Below are 20563 nucleotides of genomic sequence, written 5' to 3' on the forward strand. Positions count from 1 at the left end.
GCGGCGCCGTCATCGACATGATGACTTTCGCGGACGAACGCTCGGCCAAGGCGCCACAGGGTGACGAGTCGTCGGACAGGCAAGTTGAGGCTCGCTGAAAGTGAGTTGAAACCGCTGTAAGACTGCAAGGCCGCCGCGAATGGCAACAGCCGCTTCAATGTGTAACACGATTCGCCATGCCGCGCACGCCGATGGTGCAATGCCGGCCGCTGTGTCGCGATCCGTGATTTGTTTCGTGATCCGCAGCAATCCACGCATGAACGAGACGCCTGCAGCACGCGAAAATTGCGTCGTCAAGGCCATCCATACGCGATAAATGCGCCCGCGTTTCCATTTGTGGATTTTTGTCGACCGTCATTTCGGATTAATCTCAGTGCGGTATCTTGTAAAAGCGTCGCGACTGGACACCAGCCGGCCGGGCGCCGACCGCTTCCTGCATCCACGCGCGAAGATCGATAACGATAAAGCTGAGAGCCCCATGCCACTTCATTCCGCAGTGCCGTTGGCGAAGGTCATGTATATCCTCGGGCAGATTGGCGCGATCATCTGTCACGAACGCGGCCCGAGCCCGCAGACCAGCGTGTTGACGCGCATGGCGTCGCGACCCGCGGACGGCTTGGCAGACGCGCTGGCGGAGATGAATGCGCTGGGCAAGCCGCGCCGCGGGCATCGTCGCGCGCTGCTGCAATGGAAGCATGCGGAGATACTCCGTCTGCGCCGCATGCTGCCCGCAGCGCTGCCGGCAGCGGCCTCGGCGCACACGCAGATGCCTTTCTGGGCGGGCTATTGCCAGTACTGGGAAGAGATCCTCAAGGCGCACGCCGAACCCGACAGCGAGCGTCCCGTGCTCCGGCTCGTCGATACCTCGCGCAAGCATCCGGACGCCTGAACCATCGCGTGTCATCCGCGCAAGGGCGCGGCTGCATGGTCGTCGCCTTGCGGGGAGAAATACGTCCGGATCACGTCGATCATGCGGTCGAGTTCCGCGGGCTTCAGGAAGTAGCCGTTGAAGCCGGTGCGCTGGGCGCGCGTCCAGTCGTCCGGATTGGCGCGCCCGGTATGCGCGATCAGCAGCATCGTGATGTCGATGGCGCGTATCGCCTCCGCCGCCTCCCAGCCGTCGCCGAGCGGCATCGACAGATCGAGCAGCACCACGCCCGGCCGCCACTTGCGCGCCAGAGAAACCGCATCGAGCCCTGTGTGCACCGCGCGCACGGAGAAGTCTGCGTCCTCGAGCGCAAGCGCGATCGCGCGCGTAGCCTCGGGATCGTCATCGGCGATCAGCACGCGCGGCTCGTCGGGAGGCGTCGCGCGCACCGGCATCTGCCAGAGCGATTGATGCGGAACAGGAACGGGTCGTTGCATCGTGGTGGCCTCGGAACGAGCGAATCTGAAAGCAACCCTCGTTCCCCATCTGAGTGCGAAGAGCGTCGATTCAGACGCCATGCGCCTCGCCGACGTTACACTCCGGGAATACCCGCTGGCCGGCTTCGTGCGCCGATGCACGCACTTCGTGCAGCTTTTGCATCGGCCTCGCGCGAGTTCGCCGGAACCGTGCGGACGTGCGTCCCACAACGTGAGGAGGATCGATGTTCGTCGTCTATTGGCTCGACGGCAATCCGGATGCCGAAGGCGCGTCGCGCTTCCGGCGTTTCGATCCCGCTTCGCTCGCCGAGGCGTTGCGCTTTGCCGAAGCGCTGAGAAAGCGCCAGGCCGATGGCGATGACCTGAGCTTCATCACGCTGTGCAGCGAGAATCCGCAGTCGGTGGGCAAGCCGGGCGCGGCCGATCCGCCCGCCGGCTACGACTGGAAGAAGCGCAGGCGCTAGTTCTGCGCGGTGGCGTCGGCGTCTTCCTGCCAGCCGCCGCCGAGCGACTTGTACACGGCGATGAGATCCGTCGTCACGTTCACCGTCGATTGCGCCAGTTGCTCGCGCGTCTGGGCGAGCTGGCGTTCGGCATCGAGCACGGTCACGAACGCCGTCAGCCCCTTGCGATAGCTGTCCGTCGCGAGTTGCAGGCTGATGCGGTTGGCCTCGACCGTGCGCACCAGCGCCGCACGCCGGTCCTGCTCGGTGCGATAGTTGACCAGGGCGTTATCGACGTCCTGCAATGCGCTCAGCACCGTCTGCCGGTATTGCAGCGCCGCCGCGCCCGCTTCGGCCTTGGCGACACGCACGTTCGCACGCAACTGGCCGCCCTCGAAGATCGGCAGCGAAATGCTCGGCCCCACCGACCAGAACAGGCTCGACCAGTGGGCGAGGTAATTGGCTTTGGATGCCCGCATGCCCACTTGGCCGGTCAGCGAGATATCCGGATACAACTGCGCCACCGCCACGCCCACTTCCGCCGTCGCCGCATGCAACTGCGCCTCGGCGCGACGAATGTCCGGACGCCGCCGTGCTAGCGTGGAAGGCAAGCCGACCGGCACGGCAGGCGGCACCGGTGGCACGACGGCGCTGCCGGCGGCATCGGCAAGTTCGGCATCGAGTGTGCCGGGCGGACTGCCGCTCAGCACGGCAAGGCCGTTCATCGCCTGCGCGATCTGGGCATCGAGCGTCGGCAGTTGCGCCTGAAGCGTGCCGACCTGCGCGCTTGCGCTCTGTACGTCCTGCTGGCTCGTCAGGCCGACGCGCGCCTGCTCGCGCGTGAGATCGAGGATCTGCTGTTCGGCGTCGATCTCGGCCAGCGTGATCTGCTTGATCGCCTGCGCGCCGCGCAATTGCGCGTAGGTGCGCGCCACTTCCGATTCGAGCGACACGAGCGCGTCGTTGCGGCTTTCGATCTGCGCCTGCGTCTGCGCATCGGCGGATTCCACGGAGCGCCGCACGCGCCCGAACAAGTCCAGTTCCCACGACGCATCAAAGCCGTATTGATACAGCGTGGTGGGCTGCGTCGCCGAATCGAGGCCCTGGCGAATCTGCGCGCCGTTGGCGCCGCCGATCTGGTTGATCTGATCGTAGACGCCCTGCGATTCCAGGAAGCCCTTCACGCCGAGCTGCTCGCGCTTGACGCTCGCGTTCGCGCCGATCTGCGGCAAACCGGCCGCACCTGCCGCAATCGACTGTTCGCGCGCTTCGGTGATACGCAGCACCGCGGCCTGCAAGTCGAGGTTGCCCGCAACGGCGCGTTCGATCAGCGAGTCGAGCAGCGGATCGTGGAACTGCTTCCACCAGCGCGGATCGGGATCCGCCGACGTTTGCGCCACCGAAGGCGCATCCGCATGCGGCGCGCGCGGATCGTCCGGCGCGTTCTGCGCGCGCTGTATGTCGTTCCAGTTGGCGGGGGCTTCGGCGGTCGGGGCCTTGAAATCCGGGCCGACAGCGCATGCGCCCAATAACAGCGCCGGCAACAGCATGAGGAGACGCGGCTTCATGTCAGTGTCCTCCCGCCTGACCGGACGCCTTGACCGGTGAAAAGAACAGCGACAACGGAATGAACATGAACGAGAAGATCGCGCACGCGAGGAATACATCGAGATAGGCGAGGATGGTCGCTTGCGAAACGAGGGTCTTGTACATTTGTCCGGTTGCGGCGGTCATCGCCTGCGACATCGACTGTCCTGCATCCATCAAAGTGCGGGCAATGCGATTGACCGAATCGGTATAAGGCTGATTCAACGGCGTCATGTGTTCCACCATGTGCGCCATGTTGGCCTGCGTGCGCTCACGGATCGCGGCGGTAGCGAGCGATATGCCGATGGACCCCGCCACGTTGCGGAACATCGTGAACAGTGCGGAGGCGTCGTTGTTGAGCGACTTGGGTAGCGAGAGATAGGCGAGCGTCGTCACCGGCACGAACAGGAAGCCGATACCGATCGACTGCGCGCTGCGCATCTTGGTCAGCGTGACATAGTCGATGTTGGGCACGAGATGATGCGAGTAAAGCAACGCGCAGCCCATCAGGAAGAAGCCGAACGCGACGAGAAAACGCGTCTGGATCACGTTCATCAGCTTGCTCACGATCGGAATCAGGAACACGATGCAGATCGCCCCGGGCGAGAGCACGAGGCCCGCGAGCGTCGCGGTATAGCCGAGTTGCTGTTGCGCGAGCTGCGGTATCAGCACGGCACTGCCGTACAGCACGGATGCGAAGCCGAAGATCGCCGCCGAGCCCAGCGCGAAGTTGCGGTCCTTCATCACGCGCAGGTCCACTACGGGCCGCTTCGCGTACAGCAGCCAGACCGTCGCGCCGATAATGCCCACCGCCGCGAGCACCGCGAACGTCACGATGAAGGGCGATGAGAACCAGTCGTCGTCTTCACCGCGATCGAGGAACACTTGCAGGCAGCCGAGCCCCAGCGCGATCAGACTGATGCCGACCGCGTCGATGCCCACTTTCTTCGGATCCTGGCGCTTCTCCCACGGCGGATCCTCGACGAACTGCATGACCGCGAAGGTGGTCAGCACGCCCACGGGCACGTTGATGAGAAAGACCCAGCGCCAGGTGAAGTTGTCCGTGATCCAGCCGCCGAGCGTCGGCCCGAGCACCGGCGCGACGACGATGGCGACCGCCGAGATCGAAAACGCGCGGCCGCGCTGTTCGGGCGGGAAGGTGTCGAGAATGATCGATTGCTGGCTCGGTTGGAGGCCGCCGCCGAAGAAGCCTTGCAGGATACGGAAGACGATCAGCTCGCCCAGGTTCGTGGCGATGCCGCACATCAACGAGCACACGGTGAACGCGCCAATGCAGATCAGGAAGTAGCGCTTGCGCCCGAGGATCTTCGAGAAATAGGCGGAGAGCGGCAGCACGATGCCATTCGCGACGAGATAGGACGTGAGCGTCCAGGTGGATTCGTCGTAGCTCGCGGACATCGTGCCCGAGATGTGCGGCAGCGCGACGTTGACGATGGTCGTGTCGAGCACTTCCATGAACGCCGCGAGCGTGACGACGACGGCAATCAGCCATGGATTCGACCGGGGTTTCCAGCCGCTGTGGTCGTGTTCTGCGGTGGTATCGCTCATGGCGTCAATGCCTGAGCATCACGGTCGGCACCACGGACAGCCCGAGCGGCAGCGGCGCGCCCGGCTTCAGGCCATCGTCGATGATGATCTTCACCGGCACGCGCTGCACGATCTTCACGAAGTTGCCGGTGGCGTTCTCGGCGGGGAACGCGGAGAAACGCGAGCCGCTGCCGAGCTGCACGCTGTCCACGTGGCCGTGCAGCTTCATGTCCGGATACGCGTCGACGTCGATATCGACCTTGTCGCCGGGATGCATGCGGTCGAGTTGCGATTCCTTGAAGTTGGCCGTCACCCAGAAACGCGTCGTGACGAGCGTGAAGATCGACGTGCCCGCCTGGAGGAAGGTGCCGTATTGCACGTTGCGCTTCGTGATCCAGCCATCGGACGGGGCGCGCAGTTCCGTGTACGAGAGGTTCAGTTGCGCGGACTCGACTTGCGCTTCCGCCTGTCTCACTTGCTGGCGTCTTTCTTCCACCGCCGCGATCACGGTCGCGATCTGCTGCGGCACGAGCGCGGCGGTGCGCACCTGCGCCCGCGCCTGCGCGACGTTCGCCTGCGCGCTCTTTTGCTGGGCCGTGGCCGTGTCGATGTTCTGCTGCGACGTCGCGCGGACATCCACCGTTTTCTGGCGGTCGTATGCGGCGCTGGCCTGCGCGAGACTGGCGCGCGCGGTCTGTTCCTGCGCCTGTGCCTGAGCGAGTTGCGCCGGATATTGCACGCGCGCGACTTCGAGCTGGGTTTCCTGGGCGTGCAGTTGCGCCTGAGCGAGGCCCAGCGACGCGTTGGCCTGATCGAGTTGCGCCTGATAGTCGCGTGGATCGATCTTGATCAGCAGATCGCCCTTGTGGACGAACTTGTTATCGTCGATGTTCATCGCCACGACATAGCCCGATACCTTCGGCGCAATGGTGACGGCGTCGCCATCGGTGTAGGCGTCGTCGGTGCTCTGCTGGTTGCGCGTCATGAACCACCAGATGAATGCGCCAATCGCGAGCACCACGACGGCGACGCCGAGAATGATCAGCGGCTTCTTGCCGGGCTTCTTGCGGCCGTTTTCTTCCTTGCCGTGGTTCTGGTCGTCGCCGTCCTTGCTATTCGACTTGGCTTTCAGGCGTGGCTTGGCTTCGCCGGTGGCATCGGCCTGCGGGCCGTTGCGTGCTGGGTTCTGGGTATCGTCTGAATCTGGCATTGCCGCTCACTCGGTGTCGTAACTCGGCGCTGAATCCCGGACGGACGCCGGGTGGAACCGCTGGGTGGACCTGCGCGTGCAATCACGTCGATGACCGCCGGGCACAGGACTACCCAGGCCAGCCATCCGTGGCGGTGTCGTTGAGCAAGTGGCGTTCCCTTGCCGCGCGAAAGCGGCTCCATCCGGCGCGGAGCGAACGTGCGTGCGGCTTGGCACGGAATTGTTCCGCTTGTCCGGACGGGATGAATGCGCTGCCTTTTTTGGCCCATGAGTAAAACCTTCAGCGGCGGCGCGGCATGGGGCGCTCATTCCGCTCTAAGTCGCGTGGCACAGGATGGCGCCTGTACTCGACAGGAGATGCACCATGTACAAGCACATTCTCGTCGCCGTTGGCAGCAGCCTCAGCGACACCGCCCTCACCGCCGCGATCCACTGCGCACGCGAATCCAACGCGCGTCTGACCGCCATGCACGTCGTCGATCAAACCCCGTGGTGGGCCGTCGTGACCGCGGATTGCAGCACGGCGGAAACACTCGCGGTCATCGACCAGCACGCCCGCGCCGTCGCTCGGCATTGCATGCGCCGGATCAACGAGGCGGGCATCGAAGGCAGCGCGTTCACGCTCACCTTGCCGCTCAACGCGAATCTGGGCGAGACGATCGCGAAGGCGTCGACGGAACTGGGCGCGGACCTGATCGTGCTCGGCGGCGAAGCGGACATCGGCTGGAGCCACGGCGACCCGCGGCTGCGCGACGTCGTCTGTGCGCACGTGAAGTGCAACGTGCTGATCGCGTCACACCTGCGGACGCACGCGGAAAGCGTGATCTAGCGTCCGCGCAATGCAAGCGCGTCAGAGCGTCCCGCGCAGTTGCGTCGCGAGTTGCACGATGCCGATGCAGATCCGCCGCTCGCGCTTCGGATCGAGCCGGCCGATGGGCACGCTCGTCGACACGGCAATGCGCTTGCCGGCCGGCGTCATCCCGACATAGGCGGCGAAGCACGCGAGACCTTCCGCGACTTCCTCGCGTTCGACGGCAAGACCGCTCGTGCGAATGACGGCGAGTTCGCGGAGCAAGGCCGCGCGCCGCGTGATGGTGCGCGGCGTGACGGCTTCGAGCCGTTCGGGCAGGCGTTCGATGACGGCTTCATCGGACAGTCCGGCCAGCAGCGCCTTGCCGAGCGCGCAACAATGCGCTGGCAGGCGCGAGCCGGGATCCGACACGAGCCGCACCGGCCGATGCGCATCCTCGCGCGCGACATACACGACATGGATGCCGTCGAGCACGGCGAGCTGCACGACCTCGTTATGCTGGTGGATGAACGCGGCCGCGCCCTCGCGAAACGCCGCCTGCAACGTGTCATGGCGCACGTAGGCATTGCCGAGCTCGAACAGACCGACGCCGATCACATAGCCATCGTCGCGCTTCTCGATCCATTGCATGCGCGCGAGCGTTTCCAGCATCAGATAGAGCGTGCTGCGCGACAGCCCCGTCCGTTCCGCGAGCGTCGCGGCGCGCACCGGCTTTGCAGCGGCCGCAAGGGCTTCGAGAATGTCGCTGGCACGGCGCAATGCGGGCACGTCGTAGGTTTTTTCCATGCATTTTCCATGCAGCAGTGTGGCTGATTCAGACCGCACATATTCCAACAGGTTGGATAAACAATCAACCCAATGGACACTTCGGGGTCGTGCGGGCTACGATCGGCTTTCCCTTTTCAGCCTGCTATCCACGCCATGCAAACCGTCACCGTGACCTCCTGTCTGCCCGAAGATTTCGCCGATGCCGTATTGATCGGCCGCGTCTGGCGTCCCGCGCCGGTGAACGGTCCGAGCGTCGTGGCGGTGCGTCAGGGCGAAGTGTTCGACATCACGCGCGCCGCGCCGACCACCGCCGATCTCTTCGATCACCCCGAGATGATCGAGATTGCGCGGCATGCGGAAGGCGAGCATCTCGGCAATGTGCAGGACCTGCTGCAAGCAACGCTCGACGCCACGCCGGACGGCCTGCGGCTGCTCGCCCCGTGCGACGTGCAGGCGGTGAAGGCCTGCGGCGTGACCTTCGCGGTGAGTCTGCTGGAGCGCGTCATCGAGGAGCACGCGGGCGGCGACGCCAGCAAGGCGCAGGAAGTGCGAGACACCATCAATACGCTGATCGGCGCCGATCTTTCGAAGATCAAGCCGGGTTCGGAAGGGGCGGCGAAGCTGAAGGCCGAACTCGAACGTCGCGGCGCGTGGTCGCAGTACATGGAAGTGGGCATCGGGCCTGATGCCGAAGTGTTCTCGAAGTCGCAGCCTATGTCGTCGGTTGGCTTTGCGGCGGAGGTCGGGCTGTATCCGACGTCGCAATGGAACAACCCCGAGCCGGAAATCGTGCTGGCGGTGAATGCGCGCGGCGAGATCGTCGGCGCGGCGCTTGGCAACGATGTGAATCTGCGCGACATCGAAGGCCGCAGCGCGCTGCTGCTCGGCAAGGCAAAGGACAACAATGCGTCGTGCGCGATCGGACCGTTCGTGCGCCTGTTCGACGGCCGCTTCACGCTGGATTCGGTGCGCCAGACGAGCGTGTCGTTGCGCATCGAAGGCGCGGACGATGGCTTCGTGCTCGAAGGCGTGAGCCACATGAGCGAGATCAGCCGCGATCCCGCGGACCTCGTGAAGCAGACGCATGGCGCGCACCATCAGTATCCGGACGGCTTCATGCTGTTCCTCGGCACGATGTTCTCGCCGATCAAGGACCGCGACGCTCAAGGCGGCGGCTTCACGCATCATCTCGGCGATGTCGTGACGATCTCGACGCCGAGTCTCGGCGCGCTGGTGAATACGGTCAGGCTTTCGACGGAAATCGAACCGTGGACGTTTGGCGTCAGGGCGCTGTATCAGAGTCTCGCCGCGCGGGGGTTGATGGGGGCGGCGGGGGGGTGAGCAGTCCCTTACCTCAAGACGCCCCCAGCCGAAACCCTTTCGGCTGCCCCTTGGTCACGAGTTGCACGGGCGTCTCCATATAAGGCGAAAGATCCCGCTGCCTGCGCTTCTCCAGCAGCGCTTTCACCGCGACATCCACGCCGAATACCGCCTGTCTCGCCCCAAACTGTTCGACGGTAGCGAGCAAGCGGCCGTCATCGAGCATCGGCTGTACGGCTTCGATGTTGTTATAGCCCGTCACGAGCACCCGGCCCTTCTTGCCCGCGATGCGCAGTGCATCGATCGCGCCCATCGCGATGTTGTCATTCGCGCACATCAAACCGCGCACCGACGGATGCCCCGACAGAATCTGCAGCGCCGCGACCTTGCCGCTTGCGGCGTTCCAGTCGCCACCGTCGATGGCGCTCACCCGCATGCCCGCCGCGTTCATCGCGTCCTTGAAGCCGGCCGAACGCTGCTGCGAATTGCGGTCGTTCGCCGGGCCTTCGATGATCGCCACTTCATCGCCCGCCTTCAGCTTCGAGGCGAGATACGTGCCGACGAGCTTCGCCCCGCGCCGGCTATCCGGGCCGACAAACGGAATCACGCGTTTCGCGTCTTCCTGCGCGCGTTCATCGAAGGGATTGTCGATCGCGATCACGATGATGCCCTCGGCAATGGCCCTCGCCGTCACCGGCAGCAATGCCCGCGAATCCGCCGGCGCGATGACGATGGCATTCACCTTCGCATCGATCAGCGACTCGACGATGCGGATCTGCCCGGCCACGTCGTTGTCCGTGTCCGTGCCGCGCGTTTCAAGGTTGAGTTGCGCTGCGAAGTGGCGCTGGTAGTTCTTCGCGCCTTCGATCATCGACATGACGAACGGGTCTTCCAGCGACTTCATCACCAGGGCGATGGTCGCCTTGTCGGTCGCGGCGCGCGCATTGCGTCCGCGCGCCAGACCGCATGCGCTCAGAGCGCACGCGGCGAGCAGGCGGCGGCGGACAAGGCTCGTCATGGAATGAAAGAATGAGGCCAATGGATCGCCTCATTGTAGACGCAGCCGTTCACCCCTTGGCCAAGTCCCGCAGCGACGCGGGACTTTCGACTCAGCGCGCCGCCGCCTCCACGAGCGCGCGCAGGCCGCTGACGGGCTGCATCAGGTCTTCATCGAGTCCGTAACGCGCGCGTAGATACTCGGTCGCGTTCCAGGAAAGCCACGAGGCGCCCTGCGCGTCTTCCCACGCAAGCACCTTGAGCGGCAGATCGAGCGCGGCGGTGGGCACGGCCTGTATCAGCGGCGTGCCGGCCTGCGGATTGCCAAACACGAGCAACTGGCTGGGCGGCATCGTAAGGCCGGCGCGCGCTGCGTCGCCACTGAAGTCGATGCGCGCGAAAAGCATCAGCCCGCGCGCGCGAATCAGTGCTTCGAGCTTGTCGGCGGTAGCGAGCGCGCCGTGCGCGCTCGGCATCGTCACGACGCCGTTTCCGGCGCTTGCATCGGGCATCGACATGAAGCCTCCGAAGGTCAGCGCGCCGCGCGCTTCGTCCAGGCCAACGAGACAAAGGCCGTGCACAGCGCTTCCATGCCGAGTGCGTCTTCGTCGTCGAAACGGTTGGGCACGGGACTATCGACATCCCATACGCCGATCAGCGTGCCATCGGCGGCACTCAACGGCACGACGATCTCGGAACGCGACGCCGCATCGCAGGCGATGTGGCCGGGAAACGCATGCACATCCGGCACGACCTGGGTCCGGCGCTGCTCCGCCGCCGTGCCGCACACGCCGCGTCCGAGCGCGATGCGCACACACGCCGGCTTGCCCTGGAACGGTCCGACGACGAGTTCCGTCCCGTCGAACAGATAGAAGCCGGCCCAGTTCAAGTCGGGCAGCGAGTGATAGAGCAGCGACGAGAAATTCGCCGCATTGGCGATGAAGTCCGGTTCGTCGCTGATGAGCGCGCGGGCTTGCTGAAGCAGGTCGTCGTACTGGGCGGCCTTGCTGGCGTGACTGGACCGGGAGATCGAAAACATGATGGCGATGAAGTTGGGCCGCAGCGCGAACGCGTCCGCGACATCGAAAAAGTGTCGCCGACGATAGCACAACGCTCCGCGTCACGCTTTCGATGCCGGAAAGCTCATCGCAAGGAAGCGCCGCCTGGCTTGGCAGTGCGCGAGTGCATCGCCTAGTGTTAAACCCGCCGGATGTCGCTGTCTACGACGCAACTGTAACGAGTGCTTAAAACCGTGTCCGGGATTTCCCTCCTTTACTTCGCTTCACCGGCGGCATTAAATCAACCAACTTGATTTAATTAATGGCCACGACAAGATGGCCCTCTGACGGAGACATCGAGTGAAATCCCCGAGCGGCAAAGGAAGCAACTCCGCGAACGTGCGCCGGTACAACGAGCGCCTGCTGCTGCAGGCGCTCAGGCGCACCGAACCCGCGTCAAAGGCCGACCTTGCACGTCTCGCGAACCTGACCAGCACGGCGGTCGGCAGCATCGTCGATTCGCTTCAGCAGTCCGGTTTGATCGAGTACACGGGACGCCGTCTCGAAGGCCAGCGCGGCCAGCCGGCGTCGCTGCTGCGGCTCGATCCGCGCGGCGCGTTCGGGATCGGCGTGCGGCTGGACCGGACGGGCATCGAGACGGTGCTCGTCAATTTCGCCGGCGACGTGCTGGCCCGCAGCGCGCTCGATTCCGTGCTGCCGCATCCGTCCACCGTGTTGAAGATCGTGCAGCGCGACGTCGCCAAGATGCTCGCGCTGTTGAGCGAGGCCGAGCGCGAGCGTCTGACGGGCATCGGCGTCGCGCAGCCGTTCAACCTCGGCAGCTGGCTGCGGGAACTCGCGCTGCCGGCCGAAACCTTTCGCGCCTGGGACGAAATCGACTTCGCCGACGAACTCGGCCGCGCGCTCTCCCTGCCCGTCTTCAGCGAGAACGACGGCAACGCCGCTGCCACCGCCGAACTGTTCTACGGCCACGGCCGCCGCTGCGACGATTTCGTCTATCTGTTCCTCGGCTCGGCGATCGGCGGCGGCATCGCGATTCATGGCGACTGCCTGCGCGGCGCCTCGGGCAATGCGGGCGACATCGGCGTGATTCCGGTGCCGCCCAGCCGCCTGCCGTCCGCGCCGCAGCCGGCGGGCCAGTGGGACATCCTGCTGTCGCGCGCGTCGCTGAATGCGCTGGTCCGACATCTCAGCTATTGCGGCGCGGCGGCTGACAACCGCATCGATCTCCAGTCGTGCATCGAGCGTGATCTGCCCGCCGTCGACGAATGGATCGACGACTGCATCGAAGCGCTCGCGCCCGCGTTGCGCGCCACGCTGTGCGTGCTCGACGTGCCGATGGTCGTGATCGATTCCGACATCGATGGCGGCCTGCTCGACAAGCTCGTCGCGCGTCTGGCCGCGACGCTCGCCGCCAACGCGCCCGAGGCGCGCGGCACCCCGACGCTCGTGCGCGGCACCTTCGGCCCGGATGCGGGTGCGATCGGTGCGGCCACGCTGCCGCTGTTCTTCAACTTCTCACCGCGCGCGGCGATCCGCCACGCGGGCATCAAACCGCAAGAGGTGAACCATGCCGCATGACGTATCCAGCCGGCCGCCGCTTCTCGAGATGCGCGGCATCAGCAAGACCTTTCCCGGCGTCCGCGCGCTGAACGACGTGCGGCTCTCGGTCTATCCCGGCGAAGTGCATTCGCTGATGGGCGAAAACGGCGCGGGCAAGTCCACGCTGATGAAGATCCTGTCCGGCGCCTATCAGGCCGACGCAGGCGGCCAGATCCTGGTCGACGGCGCACCCGTCACGATCGACGGCCCGCTTGCCGCGCGCTCGCTCGGCGTCGCGGTGATCTATCAGGAACTGAGCCTCGCGCCGAATCTCTCGGTCGCCGAGAACATCTACGCGGGGCGCGAATTGCGCCGCGGCCGTCTGGTGGATCGCGCGGGCATGGAGCGCGGCTGCGCCGACGTGCTCACGCGGCTCGGCGCCAACTTCAGGCCGCATACGCTGGTGGGCGATCTGTCGATTGCGGAGCGTCAGCTGGTCGAGATCGCGCGCGCCGTGCATGCGCAGGCGCGCATTCTCGTGATGGACGAACCGACCACGCCGCTGTCATCGCGCGAAACCGACCGCCTGTTCGAGCTCGTGCGCCAGCTGCGCGAGGAAGGCATCGCGATCATCTACATCAGTCACCGGATGGCGGAGATCTATGAGCTCTCCGACCGCGTGTCCGTGCTGCGCGACGGCTCCTATGTCGGCACGCTGATGCGCGAGGAACTGTCCGCCGAAAGCCTCGTGAAGATGATGGTGGGCCGCGATATCTCGGGCTTCTACAAGAAGGAACACGCGGCCTACGATCCCGGCAACGTGGTGCTCTCGGTGCGCGATCTCGCCGATGGCAAGCGCGTGCGCGGTTGCAGTCTCGACCTGCACGCGGGCGAAGTGCTGGGCATCGCAGGGCTGGTCGGCGCGGGCCGCACCGAGTTCGCGCGCCTGATCTTCGGCGCAGAGCCGGCCGTGCGCGGCGACGTGACGATGCACGGCAAGCCGCTGAAGCTGCGCACGCCGCGCGACGCAATCGACGCCGGTCTCGTCTATCTCACCGAGGACCGCAAGCATCAGGGCCTGTTCCTCGACATGAGCGTGCGCGACAACATCAACATCACGATTGCCGGGCGCGACGCGAAGATGGGCGTGATGGACCTGCCGCGCGGCAACTCGCGCGCGAAGGACGCCATCGCCGCGCTGACGATCCGCGTGCCGAACATGCGCGTGAACGTCGGCGCGCTGTCGGGCGGCAACCAGCAGAAGGTGCTGCTGTCGCGCCTGCTGGAAACGAAGCCCGAAGTCCTGATCCTCGACGAACCGACGCGCGGCGTGGACATCGGCGCGAAGTCGGAGATCTACCGGATCATCAACGATCTGGCGCGCTCGGGCGTCGGGATCATCGTGATTTCGAGCGAGTTGCCGGAAGTGATCGGCGTCGCGGATCGCGTGCTCGTGATGCGCGAAGGCGAGATTGCAGGCGAACTCGGCGGCCATTCCGGCAAGCCGATTTCACAGGAAAGCATCATCGAACTGGCGACCGGCTCGAAGGCCGCGCTCGGCCAGGCGGCTTGAGCCTATCTGGACTGGAGAGAGACATGGCTAATACGACGAAACCCCAAGACACCGCGCCGGCTTCCAAGGCGGACAACCCGGCAGAACGGCAGACCCGCATCGAGCACAAGGAACGCATGCAGGTGCTGATGCGCACGGCAGGCATGCTGCCGGTGCTGATCCTGCTGTGTATCGGCTTCGGCATTGTCACGGACGGCTTCTTCAGCCTCCAGAACCTGTCGATCGTCACGCAGCAGGCGTCCATCAACATCGTGCTCGCGGCCGGCATGACCTTCGTGATCCTAACGGGCGGGATCGACTTGTCCGTGGGCTCGGTGCTCTCGGCGGCCGCTGTCACTGCGCTGCTTGCCTCGAACCTGCCGGGCCTCGGCTGGCTCGGCATTCCGGCGGCGCTCGCGGTCGGGCTGGGCTTCGGCGTCGTCAACGGGTTGCTGATTGCGCTGCTCAAACTGCCGCCGTTCATCGTGACGCTCGGCTCGCTGACAGCGGTGCGCGGCATCGCGCGGCTCATCGGACACGACACGACCATCTTCAATCCGCAACTGTCGTTCGCGTTTATCGGCAACGACTCGCTGCTCGGCGTACCCTGGCTCGTCATCATCGCGCTGGCGGTGGTGGCCATCTCGTGGTTCATCCTGCGGCGCACCGTGCTCGGCCTGCGCATCTATTCCGTCGGCGGCAATCCGGAAGCGGCGCGGCTGGCGGGCATCAAGGTGTGGGGCATCGCACTGTTCGTCTACGCGATCTCCGGCCTGCTCGCGGGGCTCGGCGCGGTGATGTCGGCAGCGCGCCTGTATGCCGCGAACGGCCTGCAACTCGGCCAGTCGTATGAACTCGATGCCATCGCCGCAGTCATCCTCGGCGGCACGAGCTTCGTCGGTGGCGTCGGCTCGATTGTCGGCACGCTGGTGGGCGCGCTCATCATCGCGGTGCTCTCGAACGGTCTCGTGCTGCTCGGCGTCTCGGACATCTGGCAGTACATCATCAAGGGCCTGGTGATCATCGGCGCCGTGGCGCTCGACCGTTACCGCCAACGCGGCTCGGCCCGCACCTGATTTTTCCATCCTCCATCCGGGCGCTTGCAGGGTCCGCTTGCGCCCGACTCAAACACGAACGGACCAACCTGGAGACAACACCATGCGCAAGCACAACCCGCTGTTCGCCGGCGTCGCACTCGCCCTGGGACTCAGCCTGTCGATCCCGGCCCACGCCGCCGACAAGCCGCTCAAATCGATCGGCGTGACCGTCGGTTCGCTCGGCAACCCGTACTTCGTGACGATTTCGAAGGGCGCGGAAGCGAAAGCCAAGGCCATCAATCCGAACGCGAAGATAACGGCCGTGTCGGCGGATTACGACATGAACAAGCAGTTCACGCAGATCGACAATTTCATCTCGGCGCACGTGGACATGATCCTCATCAACGCCGTCGATCCGAAAGCGATCGAGCCGGCCGTGAAGAAGGCCAAGGCGGCGGGCATCGTCGTGGTCGCGGTGGACGTCGCGGCCGCCGGCGCCGATGCCACCGTGCAGACCAACAACGTGCAGGCCGGCGAACTCGCGTGCGATTTCCTCGCGAAGAAGCTGAACGGCAAGGGCAGCGTGGTGATCGAGAACGGGCCGCAGGTCTCGGCGGTGATCGACCGGGTGAACGGCTGCAAGAGCGTCCTCGCGAAGAACCCGGGCATCAAGGTCCTGTCCGACGACCAGGACGCGAAGGGCTCGCGCGAAGGCGGCATGAACGCCATGCAAGGTTATCTGACGCGCTTCCCGAAACTCGACGGCGTATTCGCGATCAACGATCCGCAAGCCATCGGCACGGACCTCGCGGCGAAGCAATTGCATCGCAACAATATTGTGATCACGTCGGTGGACGGCGCGCCTGATATCGAATCCGCGCTCAAGTCCGACACCATGGTGCAAGCGTCCGCGAGTCAGGACCCGTGGTCGATGGCCCAGCAGGCCGTGAGCGTCGGCTACGACCTGATGAACGGCAAGAAGCCCAGCAGCACGATGATCCTGATGCCCTCCACGCTCATCACGCGCGAGAACGTGGGCAATTACAAGGGCTGGTCGTCGCCGCGCTGAACGCGGTGGTTACCTGAGCGGCAGCACGCGGAGGGCGCTCGGCTGGCTGGTCGAGGTCGAGCGATCCACCGCTATCAGCCGCTTGCGCGCCACGTCCACGGCGACGCCGCGCGGCGCGTCCAGGTCGTTGGCGATGACGGTCGGGCGGCCGCGCTTCGAGAAACTGCATACGGCGTGCGCGCCGCATTTCGTGTAGAGCGTGCCGTCGGGCGTCGCGGCCAGCAGGTCGGGCGCTTCGACGGTCGCGAAGACATCGCTGGCGACAAGCGGCGCGTCGGCGGTGCGCGCCGCCGGCAAGTCCACGCGGTAGATGCGGTTCGCGGCCTGATCGCTGATATAGAGCGTGTCGCCAGCGATCGCGAGCCCGACCGGCTTCTTCAGGCCCGTGACGATATCCTGCTCGATCACCTGCCGTGGCGCCGCGCCCCGCGTGATGATGCTCACGCCGCCCGTCGCGGGCGCAGCGCCTTCCTTCGAAAACCAGCTCGACAGGAACGTGCCGCCATCGAGCACCAGCAGACCCAGACGACGCCGCGCGGCATTCGTGTCGGATGCGAGTGTGACCTGACCGCTCGGCGCGACATCGAACACGGCGCTCGACGAACCAAAGCCGAAGCGCTCCACCAGCAGATGCCCGTTCGGCGCAAACGCGATCTGGCTCAGGCCCGCGCGACCGCCATTCGCCGCCGGCAGGCGTGCATACGGCGAGAATGCCGATGCATCCGCTTCGCCGATGTGCTGCGTCATCAGGATGCCGTTGCTGTCGTCGTCGGTGACGAACACCGCGCCGTCCGAATCGCGCACCGCGACGCCGTTCGGCGTGCCCGTCAGCGGCACCTTCTGCGCCGTCGAGACGGGCGCGACCGAGCCGCAGGCCGCCAGAAGCATCGTCGTAGCAAACGCCGTTATCAGCCGTCGATTCATCGCGGTGCCTCCCATCGAGTTGATGTTCATCCTTTCCTCCGACTCAGATGATAGTGGCCCGCTTCAACCCTTGCCGACTCGGCAAGCCCTGAAGCGACCCGCCTTTCAGCTGTTTTGCGGATGATGCGGGTCCGTGTCGTCCGCATGATGGCTGCCGGGCATGCCGCCGCCTCCTCCGCCGCCAAGCCCCGCTCCACCGCCTCCGCCGCCCTCGCCCTTGCCTCCCTGCCCCTCGCCCTGCTTGCCTTTGGCCCCGGACGGCCGGGCCGGACCTTGTGCCGGAATGCGGACGCTCACCGGCACGGCATCCAGATCGAGCGCATCGCGGATGAAATCGCGCAGTGAGATCACGAGTTCGGCGGTATGAATCGGCCGCCCCTGCACCATTTCGGTCGCGGCATGAGCGGCCAGACGCACCTGTTCTTCCGTGCCGAGCAAGATGATGTCAGCCAGCGCGGCCTCCACCGAGTCGCGTATGCGCCGCGACCTTTCGGTCTTGCCCGGATCGTGAGAATCGCGTGCCGCGCCGGAATCATCCAGCGCCGCAAGGGCGTCATCGACGGCGGGCGGCACGGCCATCGAAGCGCGTTTGAGATCCTTGAGATGGGTCGGATCGACGGCGAGATTGCCGGTGAACGATCCTCCCAGCGTCTTGTACGCGGCGATCAGCGTACGCAGCCGTTCGTTGATCTGCCGATTGGCGCGCTCGCGCCGCTGCTGGACCGTCTGCATCAGCAGCAAGCGGACACCGACGCCGATCAGCGTCACGACGGCCAGCGTGAAGAGCGTCGAAAGAAGGGTTTGCCAGGAACTGAAGTTCAAATCGCGCATGAGTGGACGTCAGAAAGGTTGGGAAACACAGCCACGGTCCGATATGAAGTCGCAAGGCGCGCACCCGTAGAATGACGCGCTTTCGCAACCGAACCCGAGGGACATCGATGCAGTTGAACAGACGCGCATTCCTGTCGCTGATGGCCGCAACGGGCGCGAGTCTCGCGGCGCCCCGCTTGCACGCGCAGGAAGCGCCGCTGAATAGCGACATGATCGAGATCACGTCCGATGGCAAGTGGCTCTACTGGGCCTCGCCGACCGGGCCGTTGGTCCGGATCGAGACACGCTTCCTGAAGGATGCGAACCTGTCCGACGCGCAACTGGCCGCGCGCGTCGAGCATGTCTTCGATAACCGCTTCTCCGGCGGCTGCTGCATGGACTCGGCGGGCAACGTCTACTTCTCGGAGACGGTCACGCATCACCTCACCGTGATGTCGCCAGAGGGCCGCACGGCGGTACTGGCATCGGACCCGACGCTCGTCCGTCCGGACGGCTCGTTCATCAGCCATGACCGGCATCTGTATATCCCTGTCAAGCAGGCCATCGGAGAGAATGCCGCGCACCAGCAGGCGCCCTACGTGATCTATTCGATCGCATTGCCCGAGCGCTTCGACGGCATCGCGCTCGGCGGGCCGGTGACAGGCGCATGACGCGTCAATCCAGCGCGGAGCAGACCTCGAACAGCATGTCCCGCATCCATCGATGCGCCAGCGAATGATGCGTGCGTTCATGCCACGCCATGGTTTTCGTGAAGCCGTCCACGTCGACGGGCGCATCGACGATCACGAGTCCATCGCCCGGTTGCACCAGCCGGCGCGGCACGACCGCGATCAAGTCGCTGCGCTGGAGGATGCGCGGCAGCACGAGAAAGCTCGTCACCGACAACGCCACGCGACGCGCGCGGCCCAGACGTTCGAGCGCCTGATCCGTGGCGCCGCTGAACGCGCCGCCGTTGTATGACACCAGCGCGTGATCGAGCGCGCAGAAGCGATCCAGCGACAGCGCGCCACCGTGCGCATCCGAATGACCCTCGCGCATCACGCAGACATAGCCCTCGTCGAACAGCCGGCGCGCGTGCAACTCCGGCGGCGTCGTATCCGGCGTGACGAGGGCGAGGTCGAGATCACCGCGTTCGAACTGGGTCTGCAAGAGCTGATTGCGCACCGGCACCACGGCGATGCGCACACCGGGCGCGCGTTCCCGCAGCCGTTCCATGAACGGCACGATCACTACTTGCAACGCGTAATCCGTGGCGGCGAGGGTGAGCGTCATGTCGGCGCTCGCCGGATCGAAGGCGGGTGCGCGGAAGATCGTTTCAATATCGCTCAGCACCTGCTTGAGCGGCACGGCGAGTTCCAGCGCCCGTTCGGTCGGCACGATGCCGCGCTGCGTCCGCACGAACAGCGGATCACCAAAGCTCTCGCGCAAACGCGTGAGCATGCCGCTCACGGCCGGCTGCGTCAGCGCCAGCCTGCGCGCGGCTTTCGTGACGTTGCGTTCGTCCAGCAGCGCATCGAGCGCACGCAGGAGATTCAGGTCGATGTTTCTGATATCAGATTGCATGATGACTGAAATCATCACATGTAATTGGATTTATTTCAGCATGGCACGCATCATTTGCATGGTCAACTTTCTCCCGTGAAATACCATGCAATCCATCCACTGGCCCGACGGCTACGTGCCCGGCTTCTCCGATAACTTTGCCTCGAACGAGGTCATCGTCGCGGATCTCAGCGTCGCCGACGTCTGGCCGATGCTCGATGACACGACCCACTGGCCGACGTACTACAGCAACGCGTCCGAGATCCGTTTTCATGACGCCAACGGGCCGCGCCTTGCTCCCGATGCGCGTTTCCGCTTCACGACCTTCGGCTTTCCGGTCGAGGCGGAAGTGACCGAACATGTGCCGCCCGCGCCGGGGCGAGCCGCGCGCGTGGCGTGGCACGGCTGGGTGGAAGGCGATGCCGCTTCACGCCTCGACGTGCATCACGCATGGCTGCTGGAAGATCTTCCTGGCGGGCGCGTGCGGATTCTGACGCAGGAAACACAGAACGGCGCGCCGGCAAAGCAACTGGCGAGCACGCGTCCAAAGCCGATGATCAACGGCCATCAGGACTGGCTGGACGGCATGGTCGCGGCGGCGCGCGCGAGCCGAAGATGAAAGCGCCATCGGCGTGATGTGCACCGATGTCTTCGGCGCGGGCTGGGGCTCGTTCCGCATCGCGCATCTGTCGACGGGTGATCGCATCGGCGTCGAGATCTTCCACTTCCGCAACGCGCAGAAGCCCGACAACAACGTCGAATACTGGAAGACCGGCGTATTCCATTTCTGCGTGCAAGACCCGGACGTGGAAGGACTGGCCGCGAAGATCGTCGCGGCGGGCGGCAAGCAGCGCATGCCGGTGCGCGAGTACTTCCCGGGCGAGAAGCCCTATCGCATGGTCTATATGGAAGATCCGTTCGGCACCATTCTCGAGATCTATAGCCATGGCTATGAATTGACCTGTTCGGCCGGCGCCTATAACTGACCGGCCCGCAACC

General features: G+C 65.2%; 22 protein-coding genes. 11 read left to right on the forward strand and 11 right to left on the reverse strand.

The annotated features are described in order from the left end of the window. Positions 1-478 precede the first annotated feature (478 nt). Positions 479-889, forward strand: coding sequence for a hypothetical protein (locus QCE63_RS26450; protein ID WP_309837214.1), 411 nt, complete (start codon positions 479-481; stop codon positions 887-889). An 11-nt stretch (positions 890-900) separates the two neighbouring features. On the opposite strand, the gene QCE63_RS26455 is transcribed toward QCE63_RS26450, so the two are convergent. Beyond that, positions 901-1365: a response regulator gene (locus QCE63_RS26455; protein ID WP_309837216.1), complete on the reverse strand. Its 465-nt coding sequence runs from the start codon at positions 1363-1365 to the stop codon at positions 901-903. A gap of 224 nt (positions 1366-1589) precedes the next feature. On the opposite strand from QCE63_RS26455, the gene QCE63_RS26460 reads away from it, so the two are divergent. Then, positions 1590-1829 (forward strand): hypothetical protein, encoded by a 240-nt coding sequence (locus tag QCE63_RS26460; protein WP_309837218.1) that lies wholly within the window; start codon positions 1590-1592, stop codon positions 1827-1829. Here QCE63_RS26460 and QCE63_RS26465 read toward each other — a convergent pair. From QCE63_RS26465 to QCE63_RS26475, 3 genes are read right to left on the reverse strand one after another with little or no spacing between them, the layout of a single operon-like run. Beyond that, positions 1826-3376 (reverse strand): efflux transporter outer membrane subunit, encoded by a 1551-nt coding sequence (locus QCE63_RS26465; protein WP_309837220.1) that lies wholly within the window; start codon positions 3374-3376, stop codon positions 1826-1828. The two genes, QCE63_RS26460 and QCE63_RS26465, sit on opposite strands and share 4 nt — an antisense overlap. Position 3377: 1 nt before the next feature. Next, entirely contained in the window at positions 3378-4964 is a 1587-nt protein-coding gene (locus QCE63_RS26470; RefSeq protein ID WP_309837221.1) for a DHA2 family efflux MFS transporter permease subunit, read from the reverse strand. Between the two features lie 4 nt (positions 4965-4968). After that, positions 4969-6153: an efflux RND transporter periplasmic adaptor subunit gene (locus tag QCE63_RS26475; RefSeq protein WP_309837222.1), complete on the reverse strand. Its 1185-nt coding sequence runs from the start codon at positions 6151-6153 to the stop codon at positions 4969-4971. A 364-nt stretch (positions 6154-6517) separates the two neighbouring features. On the opposite strand from QCE63_RS26475, the gene QCE63_RS26480 reads away from it, so the two are divergent. Further along, positions 6518-6982, forward strand: coding sequence for a universal stress protein (locus tag QCE63_RS26480; protein ID WP_309837223.1), 465 nt, complete (start codon positions 6518-6520; stop codon positions 6980-6982). 21 nt (positions 6983-7003) lie between these two features. Here the strand turns inward: QCE63_RS26480 and QCE63_RS26485 are convergent, their stop codons facing one another. Then, on the reverse strand, positions 7004-7750 hold the full coding sequence (locus QCE63_RS26485) for an IclR family transcriptional regulator (RefSeq protein WP_309837224.1): 747 nt from the start codon (positions 7748-7750) through the stop codon (positions 7004-7006). A gap of 135 nt (positions 7751-7885) precedes the next feature. Here QCE63_RS26485 and QCE63_RS26490 point away from each other — a divergent pair, with 135 nt between their 5' ends. Beyond that, on the forward strand, positions 7886-9073 hold the full coding sequence (locus tag QCE63_RS26490; protein ID WP_309837226.1) for a fumarylacetoacetate hydrolase family protein: 1188 nt from the start codon (positions 7886-7888) through the stop codon (positions 9071-9073). A gap of 13 nt (positions 9074-9086) precedes the next feature. On the opposite strand, the gene QCE63_RS26495 is transcribed toward QCE63_RS26490, so the two are convergent. The 3 genes from QCE63_RS26495 to QCE63_RS26505 all read right to left on the reverse strand — a co-directional run bounded on the left by QCE63_RS26495 (position 9087) and on the right by QCE63_RS26505 (position 11087). Then, positions 9087-10070: a substrate-binding domain-containing protein gene (locus QCE63_RS26495; RefSeq protein ID WP_309837227.1), complete on the reverse strand. Its 984-nt coding sequence runs from the start codon at positions 10068-10070 to the stop codon at positions 9087-9089. A gap of 91 nt (positions 10071-10161) precedes the next feature. Continuing rightward, entirely contained in the window at positions 10162-10566 is a 405-nt protein-coding gene (locus QCE63_RS26500; RefSeq protein WP_309837228.1) for a DUF302 domain-containing protein, read from the reverse strand. A 14-nt stretch (positions 10567-10580) separates the two neighbouring features. Beyond that, a complete protein-coding gene (locus QCE63_RS26505) occupies positions 10581-11087 on the reverse strand; it encodes a GAF domain-containing protein (protein WP_309837229.1) in 507 nt (168 codons plus the stop codon). A 319-nt stretch (positions 11088-11406) separates the two neighbouring features. Here QCE63_RS26505 and QCE63_RS26510 point away from each other — a divergent pair, with 319 nt between their 5' ends. The 4 genes from QCE63_RS26510 to QCE63_RS26525 all read left to right on the forward strand — a co-directional run bounded on the left by QCE63_RS26510 (position 11407) and on the right by QCE63_RS26525 (position 16267). Next, positions 11407-12648: an ROK family transcriptional regulator gene (locus QCE63_RS26510; protein ID WP_309837230.1), complete on the forward strand. Its 1242-nt coding sequence runs from the start codon at positions 11407-11409 to the stop codon at positions 12646-12648. Continuing rightward, positions 12638-14182: a sugar ABC transporter ATP-binding protein gene (locus tag QCE63_RS26515; RefSeq protein WP_309837233.1), complete on the forward strand. Its 1545-nt coding sequence runs from the start codon at positions 12638-12640 to the stop codon at positions 14180-14182. Before QCE63_RS26510 ends, QCE63_RS26515 begins: the two co-directional genes overlap by 11 nt. Positions 14183-14205: 23 nt before the next feature. After that, positions 14206-15237: an ABC transporter permease subunit gene (locus QCE63_RS26520; RefSeq protein ID WP_309837234.1), complete on the forward strand. Its 1032-nt coding sequence runs from the start codon at positions 14206-14208 to the stop codon at positions 15235-15237. A gap of 82 nt (positions 15238-15319) precedes the next feature. After that, entirely contained in the window at positions 15320-16267 is a 948-nt protein-coding gene (locus QCE63_RS26525) for an ABC transporter substrate-binding protein (RefSeq protein WP_309837235.1), read from the forward strand. A gap of 9 nt (positions 16268-16276) precedes the next feature. On the opposite strand, the gene QCE63_RS26530 is transcribed toward QCE63_RS26525, so the two are convergent. Both QCE63_RS26530 and QCE63_RS26535 read right to left on the reverse strand, forming a co-directional pair. After that, positions 16277-17221: a hypothetical protein gene (locus tag QCE63_RS26530; RefSeq protein ID WP_309837237.1), complete on the reverse strand. Its 945-nt coding sequence runs from the start codon at positions 17219-17221 to the stop codon at positions 16277-16279. 75 nt (positions 17222-17296) lie between these two features. Beyond that, the gene (locus QCE63_RS26535; protein ID WP_309837238.1) at positions 17297-18022 is read right to left on the reverse strand and encodes a hypothetical protein; all 726 of its coding nucleotides are present in this window, start codon (positions 18020-18022) and stop codon (positions 17297-17299) included. 107 nt (positions 18023-18129) lie between these two features. Here QCE63_RS26535 and QCE63_RS26540 point away from each other — a divergent pair, with 107 nt between their 5' ends. Then, entirely contained in the window at positions 18130-18672 is a 543-nt protein-coding gene (locus tag QCE63_RS26540) for a hypothetical protein (RefSeq protein ID WP_309837239.1), read from the forward strand. Between the two features lie 4 nt (positions 18673-18676). Here the strand turns inward: QCE63_RS26540 and QCE63_RS26545 are convergent, their stop codons facing one another. Then, the gene (locus QCE63_RS26545; protein WP_309837241.1) at positions 18677-19585 is read right to left on the reverse strand and encodes a LysR family transcriptional regulator; all 909 of its coding nucleotides are present in this window, start codon (positions 19583-19585) and stop codon (positions 18677-18679) included. A gap of 85 nt (positions 19586-19670) precedes the next feature. Between QCE63_RS26545 and QCE63_RS26550 the strand changes: the two genes are divergently transcribed. Beyond that, positions 19671-20183 (forward strand): SRPBCC domain-containing protein, encoded by a 513-nt coding sequence (locus QCE63_RS26550; protein WP_309837243.1) that lies wholly within the window; start codon positions 19671-19673, stop codon positions 20181-20183. Between the two features lie 16 nt (positions 20184-20199). Next, on the forward strand, positions 20200-20550 hold the full coding sequence (locus QCE63_RS26555) for a VOC family protein (RefSeq protein WP_404990190.1): 351 nt from the start codon (positions 20200-20202) through the stop codon (positions 20548-20550). Positions 20551-20563 lie beyond the last annotated feature (13 nt).

It is taken from the genome of Caballeronia sp. LZ065 (assembly GCF_031450975.1).
In the GTDB taxonomy this organism is placed as follows: Bacteria; Pseudomonadota; Gammaproteobacteria; order Burkholderiales; family Burkholderiaceae; genus Caballeronia.